Raw genomic sequence first — 19,959 nt, 5'->3', positions numbered from 1 at the left:
TTTCTGTGTCGTCGTTCGTGTTTCAGGGGTGCGCGGCCAGAACGGCGGCGCGCATCGTTTTCTTGTCCATCTTGCCCACATTGGTGAGCGGCAGTGCATCGGGCCACACCGTCAGACCGCGCGGGCATTTGTACCCCGCAATCAACGGGCGACAGTGCGCAACCAGGTCTTCCAGCGTTACCTTGCAGCCTGCCTTTGTCACCACCACGGCATGTACGGTGTCGCCCCAATGGGGATCGGGCACGCCGATCACGGCGGCCTCGGCCACGGCGGGATGCTGGCACAACGCTTTTTCAATCTCGACGGGGTAGATGTTTTCGCCACCGCTGATGATCATCTCGGCGGTGCGCCCTGCGATGTGCAAAAACCCGTCCTCGTCCAGAAATCCGGCGTCACCTGTGTGATACCAGCCGCCGCGCAGGGCGTTGGCGGTGGTTTCGGGCTGGTTCCAGTAGCCTATCATCACGTTTGGCCCGCGTGCCAGAATCTGGCCCGTGGTGCCCGTGGGGACATCGTCATCATTTTCGTCCGCAATCCGCACTTCGGCGTAGGGCATCGGCGTGCCGACCGTGTCCAGCTTTGTCGAGGTCGGGCTGTGCTGGTCCGAGGTCAGCACCGTGACCACGGGCGAGGCTTCGGTCATGCCGTAGGCCTGCACAAACTTCACCTTCGGCAATGTCGCCAATGCACTGCGCAACAGCTCGGGCGGCATGGTTGCCGCACCGTATGTCACCAGACGCAGACTGCTCAGGTCAAAGCGCGAGAATTGCGGATGCTTGAGCAGCATCGCCAGCATCGTCGGCACCAGCTGGATTGACGCGATCGCGTGCTTTTCAATCGCCTGCATCGCATCGACCGCATCGAATTTCGGCACAACGATTGTATGCGAACACAGCAGGGCCGCGCTGAACACGCGCGACCCCGAGCCGAGGTGGAACATCGGTCCCGACAGCATTTGTGTTTCACGGGGTTGGAAACCGTACACCGACACCGCACCGGAGGAATTTACAAACAGGTTTGTATGGCTCAGCATAACACCCTTGCCGCGCCCTGTGGTGCCGCCGGTATAAAAGATGATCGCCGTTTCGTCATTGCGCGAGCCGAGCGCGTCAATCCCCGCGCCGTCATCCACATCGCCACTGCCCGCCGCCCAGTCGTCATAGCTTTGCAGCCCGTCGGGCGCTGGCGAGTTGTCGGCCCAGACCAGTTGGCGGATCGAGGGCACCGCCGCTTTCAACGCCAATGCGGTTTCGTAGTGCAGCGCGTCTGTCATCAGGATTACCGGTGTGCAATCTTCCAGCGTCTGAACCAGCTCCGCCTGCGCCAGCCGGAAATTCAGCGGCACCGAAATCGCACCGATGCGGGACGGCGCGTAATACATCTCGAAATAGCGGTGCGAGTTTACGCCGAGGAAGGCCACACGATCGTCGGTGCCGACCCCGTGGTCGCGCAGCGCGCGGGCCACCCGCCAGACGCGGCTTTCAACATCGCGCCATGTCAGGGTTGTGTCCCCACAGGTCAGCGCGGGCAAATGCCCGGAATGACGCGCCGCCCGTGTGATCAATCGCCCCAGCCGGATCACTTGCCGCGGCCCACAATGCTGCGCCCGATGATTTCGCGCATGATCTCGCAGGCGCCACCGGCGATCCGCGTCATCCGCGCATCGACCCACGCCCGCGCAATCGCATATTCTGTCATATACCCGTAGCCGCCGAACATTTGCAGACAGTCATCCAGACATTTGCCCAGCGTTTCGGAGGTGACCATCTTGACCATCGCCGCATCGGTCCCGTCCAGCTTTTTCTGAAGGTGCAGATCAATGCAGCGGTCCGTGAACACCCGCAGCATAACCGCCTGTGTTTTCACATCCGCCAGTTTGAACCGTGTGTGTTGCAGATCGGCGATGGTGCCGCCGAACGCCTTGCGCTCGGTCACGTATTCAACTGTCCATTCCAGCGCCGCCTCAAGGTTGGATGTAGCACGCACAGCCTGCATTAGACGTTCCTGCGGCAACTGCTCCATCATCTGGTAAAATCCGCGCCCCTCGACCTCGCCGATCAGGTTGCCGGCGGGAACCCGCACATTGTCAAAGAACAGCTCGGATGTGTCCTGCGCCTTCCAGCCCAGTTTATCGAGGTTCTTGCCCTTGTCGAAGCCCTCGCGGTCCGCCTCGACGAGGATCAGGCTGATGCCCTTGGCGCCTGCGTTCTTGTCCGTCTTGCAGGCCACCAGCACCAGATCGGCCATCTGACCATTGGAGATGAACACCTTCTGCCCGTTGATGATGTAATCATCCCCGTCCCGCACGGCGGAAGTTTTCAGGTTCTGCAAATCCGAACCACCGGCAGGCTCTGTCATGGCAATGGCGCCGATCGCCTCGCCCGCTGTCATCTTTGGCAGCCATTTCTTTTTCAGATCTTCCGAGGCGTAGTGAATGAAATACGGCATCACGATATCTGAGTGCAGCGAAAATCCGGGGCCAAAGGCATTGGCACGCGCCAGCTCTTCCATCACGATCACGCTGAACAGGAAATCCGCGCCCGCGCCGCCGTATTCCTCGGGCACATCGCAGCCCAGCAATCCCTGCTCGCCCGCCTGCTTCCAGACTTCGCGGCTCACCATTCCGTCTTCTTCCCACTGCGCATGATAGGGCGTCACATTCTGTTCGACAAACTTGCGAACCGAATCGCGGAACATGTGGTGTTCATCCGTGAATAGCGTGCGTTCAATCATGAAATAGCCTCCCAAAGGTGCGGTAAAACCCGTTACCGCGCGGTGAATGTCAATTACTTCGCTAATGTATAATACACTAGTTTACTTTTGTACAGATTTATTCTAGACCTGACTCAAACGCCTGCTTTCAAGGCCCAAACCAAAGGATTGATCATGTCGGATAACGGGACTGCAAAATTGTTGGACGGAAAAGTCGCAATCGTAACAGGGGGTGGCCGTGGTCTTGGCCGCGATATCGCGCTGCAACTGGCAGCGGCAGGTGCCAGCGTCGTTGTGAACGATCTGGGCGGCGCGGCCAGCGGTGAAGGCCAGGATGCAGGCCCAGCCACAGAAGTTGTGCGCGAGATCGAAGCGGCAGGCGGCAAAGCCGTTGCAAACGGCGAAAGCGTTGCCAGCAACAAGGCCGCGCATGAAATGGTAGCGCAGGCCGTCGATACCTTTGGCCGTCTTGATATTGTGGTAAACAACGCGGGTATCCTGCGCGATGCGATCTTCCACAAGATGACAGAGGAAGACTGGGATTCGGTTATCTCGGTTCACCTGAAAGGCGCGTTCAACATCTCAAGCGCCGCCGCGCAGGTTTTCCGCGAGCAGAAATCGGGCCGGATGATCCACATGACATCCACCTCGGGTCTGATCGGCAATCTGGGTCAGGCGAACTACTCCGCCGCCAAGCTGGGCATCGCGGCGCTGTCACGTTCCATCGCGCTGGACATGGCGCGCTATAACGTAACCTCGAACGCGATCGGCCCCTTTGCATGGAGCCGCCTGATCGGCACGATCCCGATCAACAGCGAAGCGGACAAGGTGCGCGTCGAGCGGATGCAGAAAATGACACCGGCCAAGATTGCGCCATTGGTTGTGGCGCTGTCCTCGGACGAGGCACAGCACATCAGCGGGCAGATTTTTGTGGCCCGTTCCAACGAAGTGCTGCTGTTCAACCAGCCCCGCCCCGTCCGTTCCATGGCGCGTTCCGAAGGCTGGACACCGCAAACACTGATCGAACACGCCTTCCCCGCATTCGAAAGCTCTCTCACCAAGCTGGAGCGTTCGCCGGACGTGTTCTGCTGGGATCCGGTGTAAGCCCATGACATCGGATTTCGAAAAGCACCTGAAAAACTATCCTTTCGAGGAGATCGAGCAGAGCTGGAGCGACAAGGATTCCATCCTCTACGCTCTGGGCCTCGGCTTTGGTCATGATCCACTGGATGCCGCGCAGCTTCCGTTTGTGTTCGAAGAGGCACAGGGGTTTTCCGCTGTGCCGACCATGGCGGTTGTTCTTGCCGCGCCCGGTTTCTGGGCGCGCAACGAAGATACCGGCATCGTGTGGCAAAAGGTGCTGCACGGCGAACAGGGGATGGAGCTGTTCCGCCCCCTGCCCGCATCGGGCCATGTAAAAGCGACCAGCCGCGTTACGCGCGTGCTGGACAAGGGCGAGGGCAAAGGCGCGCTGATCTATGTGGAGCGTGACCTGATCGACGTGGCAAGCGGTGAAAAGATCGCAACGCTGACCTCGACCAGTTTTGCCCGTGGCAACGGCGGCTTTGGCGGCGAAGCGGGGCCACAGCCGGCACCGCACACCATTCCCGACCGCGCACCTGACATGGAGATCGATCTGCCCACATTGCCGCAGGCGGCGCTGATTTACCGCCTGTCGGGTGATTTCAACCCGCTGCATGCCGATCCGGCTGTTGCCAGACAGGTCGGCTTTGACGCGCCGATCCTGCACGGGCTGTGTACGTTGGGGGTTGCGGGACATGCGGTGCTGAAAGGCTACTGCGACTATGACGCCGCGCGCCTGAAATCGCTCAAGCTGCGGTTTTCCGCCCCTGTCTATCCCGGCGAGACAATCCGCACCCAGATGTGGCGGGACGGGGACGTTGTATCGTTCCGCGCCCGTGTGGTTAACCGCGATGTGACGGTGCTTGACAATGGACGGGCGGAAATTTCCTGAATGGCCAAGTTATGAACCATGATCTGCACGCCAGACGGTCTGCGTTTAACGATGTGTCGCGCATGCGCAGCACATTGTTTGACCGTATGATCGCATCGCACGGCATTACGATGTCGCAGGCATGGTTGCTGACCCAGCTGTTTATCGAAGACAACCTGACCCAGTCGGAACTGGCGCAGCGCCTGCTGGTCGGTACTGTGGCGGTGGGTGGCACAATCAACCGTCTGGAGGCGCAGGGGTTGGTGACACGCACCACCGACAGCGTCGACAAACGCGCAAAACGTGTCAGGCTGACAGAGGCGGCCCTGCCGATCGGGCGCGCCATGAGCCGCTGCGAAAAAGAGGTGAACAAGATCACCTACGGCGACATTGATCCTGCCGATCTCGACAAGATGTTCGAAACCATGTTTCAAATCCGCGAAAACCTGCAAGCTGGCCTTGAGGCCGGTGAAGCTATAGATTTCGCACCACAAGGGATAGAAAACAGATGAGCAATGGCCCGCTGACAGGACTTCGTATTCTGGAATTTGCCGGCATCGGTCCCGGCCCGTTCGCGGCAATGATGCTGGCGGATATGGGGGCCGATATCGTGCGGGTTGTGCGTGCGGGGCACGCCGATGTGGCTGATGATCCGATGTTGCGCGGCAGACGCCGGATCGCGCTTGATCTGAAATCGGACGAAGGGCGCGCGGCAGCATTGCACCTGATCGCGCAAGCTGACGGGCTGATCGAAGGGTTCCGCCCCGGCGTGATGGAGCGGCTGTCGCTTGGCCCCAATGAATGCCACGCGATCAACCCGAAACTGGTCTATGGCCGCATGACAGGCTGGGGCCAGACAGGGCCGCTGGCCCATGCAGCCGGACACGACATCAACTATATCGCGCTATCGGGCGCACTGTGGTCCACGGGCGAGGCTGACCGCCCGCCTGTTGCGCCGCTCAACCTGCTGGGTGATTACGGCGGCGGGTCGATGTTTCTGGTGGCGGGTATGCTGGGCGGCTTGCTGGCCGCTGCGCGCACCGGCAAAGGCGATGTGGTGGACGCCGCAATCAGCGATGGTGCCGCCCTGCTGATGACAATGTTCTATACCAAGATGCACTCGGGCGAATGGGACGTGGCACGCCAACACAACAGGCTGGACGGGGGCGCGCCCTATTACGGTGTTTACACCTGTTCGGATGGCAAATGGATCACCATCGCCCCGCTGGAACCGCAATTTTTTGCACTGTTCCTGCGCCTGCTGGAGCTGCCGGAGGATTATTACGAAGGCCGCACCGACAAATCCGAATGGATCGCGCGGCGCGCCGAATTTGCCGGTATCTTTGCCCGGCGGACACAGGCCGAGTGGTGCGCCCTGTTTGAGGGCACCGACATCTGCTTTGCCCCTGTTCTGGACCTGCACGAAGCACCGCAGCACGCGCACAACCGCGCGCGCGCCACCTTTAGCGAGGGCAGCAGGCCAATCCCCGCCCCCGCCCCGCGTTTTGCCAACAACGTAGCCCCTGCGCGCGGCGATGCGGTTGAGGTCACATGGGACGATATGCGCGACTGGCCACTTCTGGACGAATGACCGCGCCTTAATCGCGCCCTGCCATCAGACGCAGGGGCGTGTAGGTGATCACCGTCTCGCCACGCTGGTTGACGATGCTGTTTCTGGTGCGCACAAGGCCGCGGCCCATTTTGCTGGTGGCGCGCACTTCGGTCACTTCGATTTCAACGTGAATGGTGTCCCCTTGCAGGACCGGCCCCTCGACATTCAACTCCATCTGCAAAAACGCCAGCCCCGTGCCCTGCCCCGTTGCGTTCAGGGTCAGACCTTCGGCGATGGAATAGACCAGCGCCGCAGGGGCGGGGCGCCCGTCAATGGCTGAATGTCGGGCACGAAACTCCGCATCCACAAACAGCGATTCCAGCATCCCCACAGCCGATACAAAATTTATGATATCGGTTTCCGAAATCGTGCGGCCATAGGTTTTGAATCTGTCGCCAACGGACAGATCATTCCAGTAAAAGCCTTCTCCCAGAAGTTTCATTATGCAATCTCCTCTTTGTGTGTGGGGCGCGGGTAATCCAGTGGTTCGGGATCGGTGAGCCTGCCGGAATACCAGAACGGCGAAACAGCCCCGATGACGCTGAGGGCCGAAAATACAAATGCGGCGCGGTAATCGCCCGTCAGGTCATGCAGAAAGCCGCCGATCCATGCACCAAGTGCCGAGCCGAAAGACATCGACATAAAAATCACACCAAAGATCGCACCCACCGACCCGCGTGCGAAAATACGCGCGGCAAGGGTCGACACGATTGGCCCGCGCGCACCCTGACTGACGCCAAAGGAAATGACGTAGACCAGCACCAACAGCGGCAGGGGCGCATAGGAAAACCAGAACAGCGCGGCGATGCCTGTCAGCGTGGCCGCAAACGACAGCGTGACCGTAAAGCGGAAGCCGAAGCGCATCGACAACCACCCCGAGCCAAGCACCCCCAGAATGGACAACATCCCCGATGCACCGAATGCAAATGCCGCATCCAGCGGCGGATAGCCGTTATCGACCAGAAAACTGACCGTTTGCACAATGATGCTATAGGTCGAACAGGCGGTGAAAAAGAAACACTGCACCAGCAACCAGAATTCGGCGGTGCCCATGGCGGTTCTGATTGTCCAGCCGGTCTTTTTGGTGCGGGTGCTGTGGGGTGACACCGATCCCACCGCATCGGGTGGCAGGCTGTTGCGCGCGGCCATCAGCGCGGGCGCGCCCTGCGCGATCCGCCGCCATGGCAGCACCAGCAACAGCGGCAACATCACCGCCAGCGCGATGCCCGTCATGCGATAGGCATAGCGCCAGCCGTCCATGTCGATCATGCTTTGCACCAGTGGCACAATGACCAGAATACCCGATCCGAAACCGGCATAGGCAAACGCGATTGCAAGGCTCAGCTTGTGATCGAACCAGCGCCCGATCAGCGCCGCCGCCGGAACAATGCCAAGGCACGAAGCCGCAATGCCGCCGAACACCCCGTGAAACAGATAGATGTGCCACAGCGCCGAGGCATAGGACGCGCCATACATCCCCGCCGCCAGCATCGACAGGCCCACGCCGTACACCCAGCGCGGCCCCCAGTCCTCCAGCAGTTTGCCCGCCAGTGGCGACATCACACCGGCAACAATCAGATAGCCGGAATAAACCCCCGTCAGCATTGACCGGGTCCAGCCGAACTCTGTTTCCAGCGGCAGGATGAAAACCATGAATGTGTCGATCACACCGCGCGCAACGAAATTGAACAGAAAACCCGTGGCCACAACCACCCCCGCCATCATGGCGGTAGAGCGGACAAGCGAGGACGGATTTTGTGATTGTTCTGGCAAGGTTTATGCATCCGATAGACAGACGCCCCGACAACCGGGGCGCCTGAGTGAAATGGTGAAAGGGTTGCGCCTAGTTACTGCCAACCTGCTGTTTCAGCGCGTCACGGAAAGCGTTGAGGATTTCCGTGCCGGCAAGGCCGCGGCCGTCAAGCTCGGAAGCCCAGCGTTTGCCGATGCTTGCAAGCTTTTCATCCAGCACCTTCACATCCTCATCGGGCAGCGAGACAAACTCCACACCTTCTTCGGCCATTTTCTGTTTGTCGACCATGTCCAGTTCCTCGGCAATCGCACAGCCCGACCCGATCACTTCTTCGGCTGCGGTTGTCATGGCGTTCTGCACCTCGGGGGAAAACTGCTGCCAGCGGTCTTCACTGACAACATAGCTGACAATGAACGAGCCGAAGTTGAGATCCTGCGTAGCATAGCTCAACTCTGGTGGCAGGCCGTAGGGGATGGTGCTGGAGTGGGGGAACAACACGCCATCAATAGTGCCACGCGCCAGCGCATCACGTGTTTCGGGGGCCGAGATCGAGATCGGCGTCGCGTCCAGCAGTTCAACCGCGATCTCCTTGGTGCCGCCACTGGTGCGCAGTTTCAAACCGCTGAAACTGTCCAGTCCGGTGATTTCCTTTTTCGCCAGCATCACCTGATAGGGTGGCAGAACCATCACCATCAGCATCCGCACCCCCAGCGGGGCCAGTTCCGCCTGGTCCAGGATTTCACCCGGCTTGGCAATGCTCCAGTAGGCTTTGGTGCCTTCGCAGGCCTTGGTAAATGCCTCGGGCAGTTCACCAACCGCCGACAGCGGCAGCTTGTCCGCCAGATAGGACACAGGCGCATAGCCGATATCGACAACACCTGTCTGCGCCAGCGACATCAGGTCTTTTGATTTACCCATCTGTTGGGCGGGATAGTATTCAAACTCGATCTCGCCGTTGGTCAGCTCGGTCACGCGCTCCATCCAGACCTTGGTGAGGTTTTCGGCAACGTAATGACCTACCGGAAAGCTGTCTGCAACGCGCAGGGTTTCGGCGGATGTCACCGCAGGGGTCATTGCGGCAAGACCAGCAAATGTGCTCGCGAGGAGGGTAGATTTCAGATGATACTTCATTTTGTTATCTCCGGTTTCAGGTTGGTATTAAATCCCGCGGCCTCACATCGTTGAGGGAAGCCACAGGATCAGGGCGGGGAACACTGTCATCAATGCAATGATGATCAGATGCGCCCAGACGTGGGGCATGACGCCGCGAAACAGTTCGGCCAGTGGTCTGCGGGTGTATCTGGCAACGACAAAGACGTTCATCCCCATCGGCGGCGTGACCATCCCGACCTCGGCGGTGACAACGATGATCACCCCGAACCAGACAGGATCGAACCCCAGCTGCACAATCAGCGGCAACATCACCGGAACCGTCAGGATCAGGATTGCAATCTGGTCCATGAAAAAGCCCAGAACGACATAGCCCAGCAGGATGAAACACATGATCAGCAGTGGCGCCATTTCCAGCGTTCCGATCCACGCGCTCAGATCATTCGTGACCCGCGACAGGGTCAGGAAATAGCCGAAGACATGCGCGCCCAGAATGATGAACAGGATCATGCAACTGGTGTGCGCGGTCGAGCGCAGCGCCTGCCAGAATCCCGCCCGCGTCAGCTTGCGCTCCCAGATCGCGATCAGCATCGCCACAAACGCGCCCAGACCCGCCGCTTCGGTCGGGGTGGCAAGGCCGGAATAGATCGATCCGGTCACCGCGACAAACAGCACCAGCATAGGGCCGATCCGCTGGAGAGAGGCGAATTTTTCGCGCATTGTATAAGAACGGCCTGTGGGTGCGGCGTCTTTGTCCAGACGCACAACAACAGCAACAGTGATGATGATTGTCAGCGATACAATGATGCCCGGAACAACGCCGGCAATTAGCAGATCACCGATCGAGATATCGGCAATGATGCCATAAAGGATCAGCGCGATAGAGGGCGGGATAAGCATGGCCAGTGTGCCGGAAATGGCAATCACTCCGCCCGCCATTTTGGGATCATAACCTTCTTTCAGCATCGCGGGCATGGATGTCGCCGCCAGCGTTGCCGCCGCAGCGGTGGATGATCCCGATATCGCGCCGAACCCCGCGCCCGCCATTGCGGTTGCCATCGCCAGCCCGCCGCGCAAACGGCCAACCCAGATGGACGCCGCGCGAAACAGATCATTTGCCACACCGGACAGGATCACAAACTCCGCCATCAGGATAAACATCGGGATGGTGATGATCTCGTAACTGTCGGCGGTCGATAGGGGGGTGGTGCGCAATATCCCTTCCAGAAACGGCAGCCCCCCCAGCATATACAGCCCCACCGAGCCGGAAATCGCCATGGCCAGCGCCACCGGCAATCCGACCACCAGAAAGAAAGCGAGGATCAGCAGAACAATAGTGACGGTCATAGCTGTGCCTCTGCGTTATCGGATGAGGTGACGGGTGGCGGCGGCAGATCGGCAAGGTCACGCCCTGTCACAAACGATGCGCCGTGCCCGATGCTGCGCACGATGCAACGCAGCGACAACACTGCCGACCCCACCGCAACCATGAAATAGGAAGGCCATGTGGGCCACGGCACCGTGGTGCTAATCATGTTGTTGGCGGCAAAGGCAGCCTGACAGCGATCCCACCCCTGCCATGCGATCATCAGCAAAATCGCCGTAGACGCGGCATACCCGATTGTCAGGGACAGATGTTCAAACCGGCGGGGCAGTTTGTGCGCGAAAACGTCAATCGCGATATGGCTATGGCTGTGCAGCGTATCGGACAGCGCGAAAAAGAACACACAAATCATCAAATAAGACCCGATCAGATCGTATGACCAGCCAAGGGGTTGTTGAAAAATATAGCGCATCGCAACATCCGACACGACCACCAGCATGATCGCGGCGATAGAGAGCCCTGAAAATACCATCATGATATTTTCCAGATGGCCCAGCATCCGCGAAAACCCGTTTTGTTCAGTTGCCTCGGACATGCTGCCCCCCGTTTGGTTGTGTTCCGGTTTCATTGCGCAAGTGCTGCCAGTATCTTCTCGGCCGCGCGCACATGCGGCTTGTCGATCATCCGGCCGTCGATTGTGACAACTCCCGCATCAGGATTGTCCTGAAAGGCGGCGAGCACTTTTTGCGCCCATTCCGCCTCGGCCTGTGTGGGCGTGAAGGCGGTGTTGACGATGTCCACGTGGCTTGGGTGGATAACCGCCTTTGCCCCGAACCCGTCACGGCGCGCGGCGCGGGCCTCGGCGGTGCTGTGGTCGGGGTCGTGGATGCGGGTGCTGACCGTATCAATCGCGACAATCCCCGCCGCAGCGGCCCCCGTCAGGCACATGTTCCGCGCCATCTGGAACGGCCCTGTAAACACGCCATCGACATTGTTTTCCGTGGCGCCCAGCGATGCCATCAGATCTTCGGCACCCCACATGATCCCCCACAACCGCGCGCTGGCACCGGCGTAGGTGGTCAGCCCATGAATGGACCCGGCGGTTTCTGTGGCGATGCCGATAATCTGGGCGGGTGCGGCGGTGTTTTCGTCCATCGCCTCAAACGCATCCAGATAATGCGCCAGCTGCGCCACATCCGCGCCGCCGGTGCATTTGGGAAGGACAATGCCGTCAGGGCGCAGCGGCATGACCGCCGCCAGATCACGCAGGGTGCGCCCTGTTTCAAACGCATTCACCCGCACAAACAGGCGTTGTTTGCCCCGCCCGCTTTCCAGCATCTGGCGGGTGGCCGCACAGGCCGCATCCTTTTGCGCCAGCGCGACGGAATCTTCCAGATCAAGGATCAGCCCGTCCGCATTACCTTCGCGCGCGCGCCCGAACTTGCGCAAACTGTCCCCGGGAACAAACAAAAGCGAGCGCATCATGCCACCGGCCCCTTGCGCATCATCGCGGCGCGGCGGCAGATCGCCACCACTTCGTCGCGCTGGTTCAGGCAGGTGTGCTCAAACTCGACAATCCCGACATCGTCGCGTGATTTGCTTTCGCGCACACTGATCACAACGGTTTCGGCGCGCAGGGTGTCGCCATGAAACACCGGTTTGGGAAAACGCACATCACTCATCCCCAGATTGCCGACGGTGGTCCCCAGCGTTGTATCCTGCACACTGAGGCCGACCATGATCGCCAGCGTCATCATGGAGTTGAACAGCCGCTCGCCCCATTCGGTGCTTTCGGCAAAATGCGCATCGATGTGCAGGGGCTGCGGGTTCATCGTCATCAGGCTGAACGTGGTATTGTCCGCCTCGCTTACGGTGCGTGTCAGCGGGTGCCGGAAATGGCGGCCAACGGTGAATTCATCCAGATACAAACCTGTCATTTGCCCTGCTCCTTCTGTGCAGACCGCTGGCGGCGCGCGCGCGCCGGTCGGCCCATCATTCCCGTGGGTTTACCTAACGTCAATGTTTCTGCCCCCATTTGTGCAATGCCTTGTTCAGGCTGTCGCGATGGCTTGGGTCGGCGATGGCGATCAGGCGTTCGGCGCGCGACCGTGCAGATATCCCGCGCAGTTCGGCGATGCCCCATTCCGTCACCACCGTATCGGCATCGGTGCGCGCCAGTGAAACAGTCTCCACCTGCGGCACGATGCGTGGTTTCGCGCCCCCTTGCGCGGTGGAGGGCAGCGCGACAATCGCGCGCCCCGACCGCGAGAGATGCGCGCCACGGGTGAAATCCACCTGACCCCCGATGCCGCCAACCTCGCGGCCTGCGGCGGTCTGCGTGTTGATCTGGCCGAACAGATCAACCTCGATCGCCGAATTGATCGCATGAAACCGCGACAGCTGCGCAATCTGAAGGGACGAATGGGTGTAAGAGGTGTGGCGGATGTGAACAGACGGGTTTGCAGCAATGTGTGCGCACAGCGCCGCGCCGCCGATTACCGCCCCTCCTATGGTAACGCCTGCGTCAATCTCTTTGGCTGCATTGGTGACTACGCCAGTCTCTAACAGGGTCACAATCGCATCGGTCAGCGCGCCGCTGTGGATGCCCAGATCGCGGTGCCCGTGCAGATGCCGTGCAATTGCACCGGGCAACCGCCCCACACCGATTTGCAGCACAGCGCGGTCCGGCACCAATTGCGCAACATGACGGGCGATTTTATCTTCGACATCTTCCACATCTTTGGCCGCACGCGCGGCGGCGTGTGGCAAAGCGTCTGACGGTGCGGCGGAATATACCTTATGATCAATCGCCACGTCACGCGGCCAGATCGTGCCACAAGTGCGCGGCGTGTGGGGGTTGATCTCGGCGATCACCAGCCGCGCGCGGCGTGCGGCATCAACCAGATGCAGATCACCCATGCCAAGATGATGATCACCGTTTTCATCCGCTTGGGACAGTTTCACCAACACCACATCAACGGGCAGGCGACCATCACACAGATGGGCAACGTAATCGGAGTAATGCATCGGCAGGGTCATCAGCGCGCCCGGCTGCAGCCGCGCCGCATGGCCCAACGCGCCATAGCTTTCAAACCGAAGGCCACTGGCGCTGCGCAATCCGTCGTGCGTCAACATGCCGATGCAGGCCGTCAGATCCGCCACCACCGCTGCTGCCTCGACCAACGCGCGTGTCAGCGCCGCAGGCTCGCCAGCACCTTGCGCAACAAGAACCCTGTCACCGGCGCGCAAATGGCGCGACAGGGTCAGCTCCGCAAGGGGGTGTGGTGACGTGCATATGTTCATGTATCGCCCCCTCCCAAGGGCATCAGCACTCAGTAGGATTTCGGCAGGCCCAGCACTCTTTCTGCAAGGTAGGACAGGCACAACTGCGGGCTGATCGGAGCGATGCGCGGGATCAGCACCTCGCGCAGGTAGCGCTCGACATGATATTCCTTGGCGTAGCCGAAACCGCCATGGGTCATCACGGCAGTTTCACAGGCGGTAAAGCCCGCTTCTCCGGCGAGGTATTTCGCGGCGTTCGCCGCCGCACCGCACGGCAGACCCTGATCGTATTGCCACGCCGCCGCTAGGACCATCATCCACGCCGCCTCAAGCTCGGCCCAGCATTTGGCCAGCGGGTGCTGGATGCCCTGGTTCTGCCCGATGGGGCGGTTGAAAACGATCCGTTCGTTGGCGTATTTCGCGGCGCGTTTCACCGCCAGCATCCCCAGCCCGATCCCCTCGGCGGCGATCAGGATGCGTTCGGGGTTCATGCCGTGCAGGATGTATTCAAACCCCCTGCCCTCTTCACCGATCAGGTCGGCCTGGGGTATTTCAAAATCTTCAAAGAACAACTCGTTTGAATCGACAGCCTTGCGGCCCATCTTTTCAATCTCGCGCACGCGGATCTTGTCACGGTCAAAGCGGGTGTAAAACAGGCTGAGGCCGTGGGTCGCCTTTTTCACCTCGTCCAGCGGGGTGGTGCGCGCCAGCAGCAGGATCATATCGGCTTCCTGCGCGGTGGAAATCCACACTTTCTGGCCGTTCACCACATATTTGTCGCCCTGCTTTTTCGCCTGAAGCTTTAGCTGCGTGGTGTTCAGGCCGGTGTTCGGCTCGGTCACGGCGAAACACGCCTTTTCACGGCCCGCGGCCATGGGCCGGATCATCCTCTCGCGCTGTTCATCTGTGCCGAAAACGGCCACGGGGTTGAGCCCGAAAATGTTGATGTGTACCGCCGAGGCCCCTGTCATCCCTGCACCGGATTCCGAAATGGTGCGCATCATCAGCGCGGCTTCGGTGATGCCCAGCCCTGAACCGCCCTGCGCCTCTGCGGTGCAAATGCCCAGCCAGCCACCATCGGCCATTGCCTTGTAAAAATCATGCGGAAAGACGCCGTCGCGGTCCCGCTCGGCCCAGTACGCGTCATCGAACCCTTCGCAAATGCTGCCCACTGCGGCGCAGATTGCTTCTTGTTCCTCGCTTAATGCAAAATCCATCGGACGTCCTTCTTGTCTCTCAAAGTTCCGGTGCTACACGCGGGCGGCTGCGGTTTCGGCGACGGTGCCAACCGCACCGCAGGCTTCCAGCCCGTCGATCTCCGCGTCACTAAATCCCGCTTCGCGCAGGATTTCGACGCTATGTTCGCCCTGTTGGGGCGCAAGGCGTTCGGGCTTGGCAGGGGTGCGCGACCACTGCGCCGAAACCGCCATCTGCTTTATGCTGCCCTCGGTCGGATGTTCGACCGCCTGAAAAAATCCTGTTGCCTGCAGGTGCGGATCGTTCATCACCCCTTGGAAATCGTACATCGGCATCGCGGGCACATCCGCTTTTTCCATCAGCTCCATCCACTCCGCCGTGGTGCGGGTCAGCAGGATGTCGGATAGTTCGCCGTAGACCTCGTTGATATGCGCCATCCGCGACGCGAAGGTGCGGTAGCGCAGATCGGTTTCAAACACCTCCGGCTTGCCAATCGCATCGAAAAAGCGCCGCCAGTGGCCATCGTTGTACACCAGCGCGCAGATGTATCCGTCTTTGGTCTGGTAGGGCCGCCTGTCGGGGGACAACTGGCGCGCATATCCGCCTTCGTCCAGCGGCGGGTCGTAGGTGAGGCCGCCCATGTGATCGCCCATCACAAAGCTGACCATCGTTTCGAACATCGGAATGTCCACCTTCTGGCCCTCGTTGCTGCGGTCACGCTCGATAATCGAAGCAAGGATCGCGTTCACCGCCACCAGACCGACAACGCGGTCGGCCATGGCCGTTGGCACATATCGCGGCGCGCCTTCGTTCACGCGCGAAAACAGATAGGGAATGGTCGACATGCCCTGAATCAGATCGTCATAGGCGGGGCGTGATGCATAAGGGCCGTCCTGACTGTACCCCACCAATCCGGCATAGATGATGCGCGGATTCGCCGCCGCGACCTCCTCATAGGACAAACCCAGCCGCGCCATGGCGGCAGGGCGCACGTTGTACACCAGCGCATCGGCGGTTTCGCACAGCCGCAACAGCGCCTCCCGTCCTTCGGGCTTTTTCAGATCCAGCGTGATGGAGCGTTTTGAACGGTTGGCATTCAGAAACACCGGACCCATTCCCGCATTTCGCGCCGGACCGATCTGGCGCACCAGATCACCGTCAAGCGATTCAACCTTGATGATGTCCGCCCCGTAATCCCCAAGGATCTGGGTCGCGTAGGGGCCCATGAGTACCGATGAAACATCGATAATCCGTATTCCGGCCAGCGGTCCCATAACAATCTCCAATGTCCATATATATGAACTTTCAGTCTAACATACTGGACATACTTTCAGGAATAGTTCATAAGTCAAGTGTGAAGATTGTATCGCCACAGGCCGGCGAAAAAGCGGGGCAGACCATATGATTGTAAAACAGGCCGCTAATGTTCTGGATTTGCTGGAGTATTTTGCACGCAACCAGCGCATTGCCAGTCTGGCGGAAATTTCGCACGATCTGGGCCTGCCGCGTTCAAGCGCGTTCAATCTGATTTCAACACTGGTACAGCGCGGCTTTTTGTATGAGCCAAAGCCGCGCGCCGGATTCTACCCGACCCCGCGCTGGCTCGCGCTGGCCAATGAAATCGCCATGGCCAATCCCTTGCCCGAACAGGCCACCAACCTGATCGAGGATCTGGCGCAGGCAAGCGGTGAAACCGTCTGGATTGCCGCGCCCAACGGACAGCAGGCGGTGTTGCTGTCGGTGATCCAGTCCACCCATGCGATCCGCTATACCGCTGACGCAGGCAAGCAGGTGCCGATCCATCTGACCGCGTCGGGCCAGGCCACGATGAGCCAGATGCCTGCAAAACACATCGCCGCCATCTTGAAAAAAGCAACATTTACTCGCTACGGCGATGGCACCCCGATGAGCGTGCCTGAAGTCGAAAAGAACATCGCAGACGGTCTGAAACGCGGCTGGTTTTGCAGCGCATCCGCCTATAGCCGTGATCTGGGCGGTGTATCTGTGCCGCTGGTGATGGATGGGTCTATCTACTCGGTCACGGTGGCGGGTCCGCTGTTTCGGGTACAGGACCGGATGCCCGACAGTGCGCGCATGGTCCATGATGCCATCGCGCGCCATTTCGGCCCCGATTACATGCGCACCCACATGCCCGGTCTGCACCGGCTGCACGGCTGAAACCATGATCCGAACACACCCCAGAAAGAGGCCCCCAACCCCATGAGCATCCCCCGCCTGTTCCCGATATTCGATGCGGTTCCCGTATCCCGAACCATCGACGAGGCCGCCCTGCGCGCAGAGGTGCGCGCATTTGTGCAAGCCGAAATCAAAAGCGGCACGCTTGTCCCCGGTCGTCAGACGTGGACAACGTGGAACCGCGCGTTCTCGCTGCGCTGTGCCGAAGAAGGCTACATCGCGATGACCATGCCAAAGCAATACGGCGGTCACGAGCGCAGTCCGTTTGAACGCTATGTCGTGTGCGAAGAACTGCTGGCCGCCGGTGCGCCGCAGGGGTCGCACTGGATCGCGGACCGCCAGAGCGCGCCGCAAATCCTGCGCAACGGATCACAACGCGCCAAGGATGAAATCCTGCCAAAGATCGCCGCAGGCACCTGCACCATCGGCATCGGGATGAGCGAACCCGACAGCGGATCGGACCTGTCCTCGATCCGCACCCGTGCCGAAAAGGTCGAAGGCGGCTTTGCCCTGTATGGCCAGAAGGTCTGGACCACCAATGCCCAGCACGCCGATTACATTATCGCCCTGTGCCGCACCTCGCCGCGCGGCGAAGGGCGGTATGACGGGCTGTCGCAACTGGTTGTGCCAATGGACCAGCCCGCAATCACCACCCGCCCCCTGCGCGATCTGCGCGGTGAGGAAGAGCTGAACGAGGTGACATTTGACGGCGCGTTTGTGCCTGATGATTTCCTGCTGGGCGCCGAGGGCGACGGATGGCGGCTGGTGAACGAGGAACTGGGGTTCGAGCGCAGCGGGCCGGACCGCATCCTGTCCACCTTTGTACTGTTGTCGACCATGGCGGATATGGCCGCAGACAGCGCGGACCGCTTCGCCATGGCAGAGGTCGGTCGCCTGACCGCCCGCCTGTCCGCGATCCGCCAGCTTTCGCTGCGCATCAACCGCCGTCTGGCGACGGGGCAGGACATCGGCGGCATGGCCACAATTATGAAAGACACCGGCACCGCGCTGGAACAGGAAATCCCCGAAGTGGCGCGCAGATTGCTTGATCTGGTGCCATCGGGCAATGGCAACCCCGCACAAGCCGCCCTTGCCACCGCCATTCTGAGCGCCCCGTCGTTCAGCCTGCGCGGCGGTACACGTGAAATCCTGAAAGGCATGATCGCCAGAGAAATGGGCCTGAGATGAGTGATACAACAAAAATGCTGGATGACGCGCTCAATACGTTGCTTGAGCGGCGTTTGGCGGATGCCATGGCGCGCAACAGCGCGGATTTGCCCGAAACCCTGATGGGCGAGATGATCGAAAGCGGCTTTACGCGGGTCCTCGCCAGCGAGGCGGACGGCGGTCTGGACGGAACGCTTGCCGATGCTGCCTGCGTGGCGTGGCGCTGTGGCTGGCACGGCGCACCCGTGCCGATTGTCGAAATGCTGCTGTTGGCGCATCTTGATCCGCATGCGGATGCAGCGCAGGTCAGCGTTGCCCACGGCAGCCCCGCCATTGCCCCGCTGATGCAGGGCACGCAATCTATCAGAACGGGGCGTGAAACACTGGCCGCTGATACGGGCAAACCGTTCACCTCTATCGCTGACGCGCCCTGGTGCGTTCTGGAAAACACCGATGCAGGCCATGACGATGACACGCTTGTCATGGGTGCCCTGCTGAGCACGGCGGCGATGACTGGCGCAATGGCGCGCACCCTCGACATCATGGTGGATCATGTCGAAACCCGCACCCAGTTCGGCCGCCCGCTGAAGAAATTTCAAGCGATCCAGCACCAACTGGCCGAAGCGGCAAGCGAGCTGACAATTACCGAAGCCGCCCTTGCCAGCGCGCTGGAGGCTTTTGAAACCGCCGACAGCCGCGTGCTTTTGTGGGCGTCTGCCAAGGCGCAGGCGGGGGTTGCGGCAACCAAAGTCGCGGCAACCGCGCACCAACTGGCAGGGGCCATCGGATTTACCGAAGAACACGCGCTGCACCACTTTACCAAAAAGCTGTGGCACTGGCGTGATACTTGGGGCCGTCAGGCCGATTGCGAAATCGCCATTGGGCGCGCGGCCTGCGCCGCACCAAACGGCCTTTGGCCCTATATTGCAGACACAGAAGGAAACCACGCATGAGCGATGCTGTACTGATCGAACGCAAGGGGCCGATTGCCCTTGTCACCCTGAACCGCCCCGATGCGCGCAATGCGCTGTCGGATGATATCATTACCGGCCTGATCGACTTTCTGTCAGGGGCCAATGCCGATGCATCACTGGGCTGTATCATCCTGACCGGTGCGGGAAAATCGTTCAGCGCTGGCGGCAACGTCAAGGAAATGCGCGATGGCACGCATCCGATGTTTACCGGCACACCGCTGGAAATGCAGGAAGGGTATCGCAACAATATCCAGCAACTGCCGCGCCTGTTTCACCAACTGGACGTGCCTGCCATTGCCGCCGTCAACGGCCACGCGATTGGCGCTGGCATGGATCTGGCGACGATGTGCGATATCCGCATCGCGTCCACCCGTGCCTCGTTTGCGGAAAGTTTCCTGCGTGTCGGTCTGGTGTCGGGCGATGGGGGCGCGTGGTATCTGCCGCGCGTGATCGGCCACGCCAAAGCCATGGAAATGGCACTGACCTGCTGTGTGCTGGACGCCGACCAGGCCAAAGACTGGGGCCTTGTGACCCATGTGGCCGAACCCGATGATCTGCTGGACAAGGCGTGGGAGATCGCCCGACAGATCACTGCATTTGCGCCCAAAAGCATCCGTCTCAACAAGCGTCTTGTGCGTCAGTCCGGTGATGTGCCGCTTGAAACCGCGCTCGATCTGG

At 60.4% G+C, this 19,959-nt stretch carries 20 protein-coding genes; 8 read left to right on the top strand and 12 right to left on the bottom strand.

The genetic code is table 11. From position 1 onward, the window contains the following. Positions 1-22 precede the first annotated feature (22 nt). The gene (locus OS189_RS17255; RefSeq protein ID WP_267168588.1) at positions 23-1,582 is read right to left on the bottom strand and encodes a long-chain-fatty-acid--CoA ligase; all 1,560 of its coding nucleotides are present in this window, start codon (positions 1,580-1,582) and stop codon (positions 23-25) included. Then, positions 1,579-2,733 carry an acyl-CoA dehydrogenase family protein gene (locus OS189_RS17250; RefSeq protein WP_267168587.1) on the bottom strand — a complete coding sequence of 385 codons (1,155 nt, stop codon included), beginning with the start codon at positions 2,731-2,733 and terminating at the stop codon, positions 1,579-1,581. Before OS189_RS17250 ends, OS189_RS17255 begins: the two co-directional genes overlap by 4 nt. A 153-nt stretch (positions 2,734-2,886) precedes the next feature. Between OS189_RS17250 and OS189_RS17245 the strand changes: the two genes are divergently transcribed. From OS189_RS17245 to OS189_RS17230, 4 genes are read left to right on the top strand one after another with little or no spacing between them, the layout of a single operon-like run. Beyond that, on the top strand, positions 2,887-3,816 hold the full coding sequence (locus OS189_RS17245) for an SDR family NAD(P)-dependent oxidoreductase (RefSeq protein ID WP_267168586.1): 930 nt from the start codon (positions 2,887-2,889) through the stop codon (positions 3,814-3,816). A gap of 4 nt (positions 3,817-3,820) precedes the next feature. Further along, the gene (locus OS189_RS17240; RefSeq protein ID WP_267168585.1) at positions 3,821-4,687 is read left to right on the top strand and encodes a MaoC family dehydratase; all 867 of its coding nucleotides are present in this window, start codon (positions 3,821-3,823) and stop codon (positions 4,685-4,687) included. Positions 4,688-4,698: 11 nt separating this feature from the next. Then, positions 4,699-5,178, top strand: coding sequence for a MarR family winged helix-turn-helix transcriptional regulator (locus OS189_RS17235; RefSeq protein ID WP_267168584.1), 480 nt, complete (start codon positions 4,699-4,701; stop codon positions 5,176-5,178). Further along, complete coding sequence (locus OS189_RS17230) at positions 5,175-6,257, top strand: CaiB/BaiF CoA transferase family protein (protein ID WP_267168583.1); 1,083 nt, start codon at positions 5,175-5,177, stop codon at positions 6,255-6,257. Before OS189_RS17235 ends, OS189_RS17230 begins: the two co-directional genes overlap by 4 nt. A gap of 7 nt (positions 6,258-6,264) precedes the next feature. Here OS189_RS17230 and OS189_RS17225 read toward each other — a convergent pair whose 3' ends face one another. From OS189_RS17225 to OS189_RS17180, 10 genes are all read right to left on the bottom strand, one after another. After that, positions 6,265-6,720, bottom strand: coding sequence for a MaoC family dehydratase (locus tag OS189_RS17225; protein ID WP_267168582.1), 456 nt, complete (start codon positions 6,718-6,720; stop codon positions 6,265-6,267). After that, positions 6,720-8,051: an MFS transporter gene (locus OS189_RS17220; RefSeq protein ID WP_267168581.1), complete on the bottom strand. Its 1,332-nt coding sequence runs from the start codon at positions 8,049-8,051 to the stop codon at positions 6,720-6,722. The genes OS189_RS17225 and OS189_RS17220 overlap by 1 nt, the downstream gene beginning before the upstream one ends. Before the next feature lie 70 nt (positions 8,052-8,121). Continuing rightward, positions 8,122-9,162: a TRAP transporter substrate-binding protein gene (locus OS189_RS17215; RefSeq protein WP_267168580.1), complete on the bottom strand. Its 1,041-nt coding sequence runs from the start codon at positions 9,160-9,162 to the stop codon at positions 8,122-8,124. A gap of 42 nt (positions 9,163-9,204) precedes the next feature. Next, positions 9,205-10,488, bottom strand: coding sequence for a TRAP transporter large permease (locus tag OS189_RS17210; protein ID WP_267168579.1), 1,284 nt, complete (start codon positions 10,486-10,488; stop codon positions 9,205-9,207). Then, the gene (locus OS189_RS17205; RefSeq protein ID WP_267168578.1) at positions 10,485-11,060 is read right to left on the bottom strand and encodes a TRAP transporter small permease; all 576 of its coding nucleotides are present in this window, start codon (positions 11,058-11,060) and stop codon (positions 10,485-10,487) included. Before OS189_RS17205 ends, OS189_RS17210 begins: the two co-directional genes overlap by 4 nt. A gap of 29 nt (positions 11,061-11,089) precedes the next feature. Beyond that, on the bottom strand, positions 11,090-11,950 hold the full coding sequence (locus tag OS189_RS17200; RefSeq protein ID WP_267168577.1) for an HpcH/HpaI aldolase/citrate lyase family protein: 861 nt from the start codon (positions 11,948-11,950) through the stop codon (positions 11,090-11,092). Continuing rightward, positions 11,947-12,402 (bottom strand): MaoC family dehydratase, encoded by a 456-nt coding sequence (locus OS189_RS17195; RefSeq protein ID WP_267168576.1) that lies wholly within the window; start codon positions 12,400-12,402, stop codon positions 11,947-11,949. Before OS189_RS17195 ends, OS189_RS17200 begins: the two co-directional genes overlap by 4 nt. Before the next feature lie 79 nt (positions 12,403-12,481). Further along, a complete protein-coding gene (locus OS189_RS17190) occupies positions 12,482-13,768 on the bottom strand; it encodes an acetyl-CoA hydrolase/transferase family protein (RefSeq protein WP_267168575.1) in 1,287 nt (428 codons plus the stop codon). A 29-nt stretch (positions 13,769-13,797) separates the two neighbouring features. Beyond that, positions 13,798-14,964, bottom strand: coding sequence for an acyl-CoA dehydrogenase family protein (locus OS189_RS17185; protein ID WP_267168574.1), 1,167 nt, complete (start codon positions 14,962-14,964; stop codon positions 13,798-13,800). 33 nt (positions 14,965-14,997) lie between these two features. After that, positions 14,998-16,218 carry a CaiB/BaiF CoA transferase family protein gene (locus OS189_RS17180; RefSeq protein WP_267168573.1) on the bottom strand — a complete coding sequence of 407 codons (1,221 nt, stop codon included), beginning with the start codon at positions 16,216-16,218 and terminating at the stop codon, positions 14,998-15,000. Positions 16,219-16,345: 127 nt separating this feature from the next. Between OS189_RS17180 and OS189_RS17175 the strand changes: the two genes are divergently transcribed. The 4 genes from OS189_RS17175 to OS189_RS17160 all read left to right on the top strand — a co-directional run. Then, positions 16,346-17,122: an IclR family transcriptional regulator gene (locus OS189_RS17175; RefSeq protein WP_267168572.1), complete on the top strand. Its 777-nt coding sequence runs from the start codon at positions 16,346-16,348 to the stop codon at positions 17,120-17,122. A gap of 42 nt (positions 17,123-17,164) precedes the next feature. Then, positions 17,165-18,328, top strand: coding sequence for an acyl-CoA dehydrogenase family protein (locus OS189_RS17170; protein WP_267168571.1), 1,164 nt, complete (start codon positions 17,165-17,167; stop codon positions 18,326-18,328). Then, a complete protein-coding gene (locus OS189_RS17165; RefSeq protein ID WP_267168570.1) occupies positions 18,325-19,260 on the top strand; it encodes an acyl-CoA dehydrogenase family protein in 936 nt (311 codons plus the stop codon). The genes OS189_RS17170 and OS189_RS17165 overlap by 4 nt, the downstream gene beginning before the upstream one ends. Beyond that, positions 19,257-19,959: enoyl-CoA hydratase-related protein (locus OS189_RS17160; protein WP_267168569.1), on the top strand; the 703-nt coding region annotated here is incomplete at its 3' end. The genes OS189_RS17165 and OS189_RS17160, both read left to right, overlap by 4 nt.

The sequence above is a fragment of the Sulfitobacter sp. F26169L genome, from assembly GCF_026410285.1.
Classification (GTDB): domain Bacteria; phylum Pseudomonadota; class Alphaproteobacteria; order Rhodobacterales; family Rhodobacteraceae; genus Sulfitobacter.
Note: the sequence above shows the minus strand (reverse complement) of the source record. Positions and strands in the feature narration are given on the sequence as shown.

Excerpts from the sequence above, each read along its gene's own strand:
- OS189_RS17250 (WP_267168587.1), bottom strand. The coding sequence starts at position 2,733 with ATGATTGAACGCACGCTATTCACGGATGAACACCACATGTTCCGCGAT.
- OS189_RS17245 (WP_267168586.1), top strand. The coding sequence starts at position 2,887 with ATGTCGGATAACGGGACTGCAAAATTGTTGGACGGAAAAGTCGCAATC.
- OS189_RS17240 (WP_267168585.1), top strand. The coding sequence starts at position 3,821 with ATGACATCGGATTTCGAAAAGCACCTGAAAAACTATCCTTTCGAGGAG.
- OS189_RS17235 (WP_267168584.1), top strand. The coding sequence starts at position 4,699 with ATGAACCATGATCTGCACGCCAGACGGTCTGCGTTTAACGATGTGTCG.
- OS189_RS17230 (WP_267168583.1), top strand. The coding sequence starts at position 5,175 with ATGAGCAATGGCCCGCTGACAGGACTTCGTATTCTGGAATTTGCCGGC.
- OS189_RS17225 (WP_267168582.1), bottom strand. The coding sequence starts at position 6,720 with ATGAAACTTCTGGGAGAAGGCTTTTACTGGAATGATCTGTCCGTTGGC.
- OS189_RS17215 (WP_267168580.1), bottom strand. The coding sequence starts at position 9,162 with ATGAAGTATCATCTGAAATCTACCCTCCTCGCGAGCACATTTGCTGGT.
- OS189_RS17210 (WP_267168579.1), bottom strand. The coding sequence starts at position 10,488 with ATGACCGTCACTATTGTTCTGCTGATCCTCGCTTTCTTTCTGGTGGTC.
- OS189_RS17205 (WP_267168578.1), bottom strand. The coding sequence starts at position 11,060 with ATGTCCGAGGCAACTGAACAAAACGGGTTTTCGCGGATGCTGGGCCAT.
- OS189_RS17200 (WP_267168577.1), bottom strand. The coding sequence starts at position 11,950 with ATGATGCGCTCGCTTTTGTTTGTTCCCGGGGACAGTTTGCGCAAGTTC.
- OS189_RS17195 (WP_267168576.1), bottom strand. The coding sequence starts at position 12,402 with ATGACAGGTTTGTATCTGGATGAATTCACCGTTGGCCGCCATTTCCGG.
- OS189_RS17190 (WP_267168575.1), bottom strand. The coding sequence starts at position 13,768 with ATGAACATATGCACGTCACCACACCCCCTTGCGGAGCTGACCCTGTCG.
- OS189_RS17185 (WP_267168574.1), bottom strand. The coding sequence starts at position 14,964 with ATGGATTTTGCATTAAGCGAGGAACAAGAAGCAATCTGCGCCGCAGTG.
- OS189_RS17180 (WP_267168573.1), bottom strand. The coding sequence starts at position 16,218 with ATGGGACCGCTGGCCGGAATACGGATTATCGATGTTTCATCGGTACTC.
- OS189_RS17175 (WP_267168572.1), top strand. The coding sequence starts at position 16,346 with ATGATTGTAAAACAGGCCGCTAATGTTCTGGATTTGCTGGAGTATTTT.
- OS189_RS17170 (WP_267168571.1), top strand. The coding sequence starts at position 17,165 with ATGAGCATCCCCCGCCTGTTCCCGATATTCGATGCGGTTCCCGTATCC.
- OS189_RS17165 (WP_267168570.1), top strand. The coding sequence starts at position 18,325 with ATGAGTGATACAACAAAAATGCTGGATGACGCGCTCAATACGTTGCTT.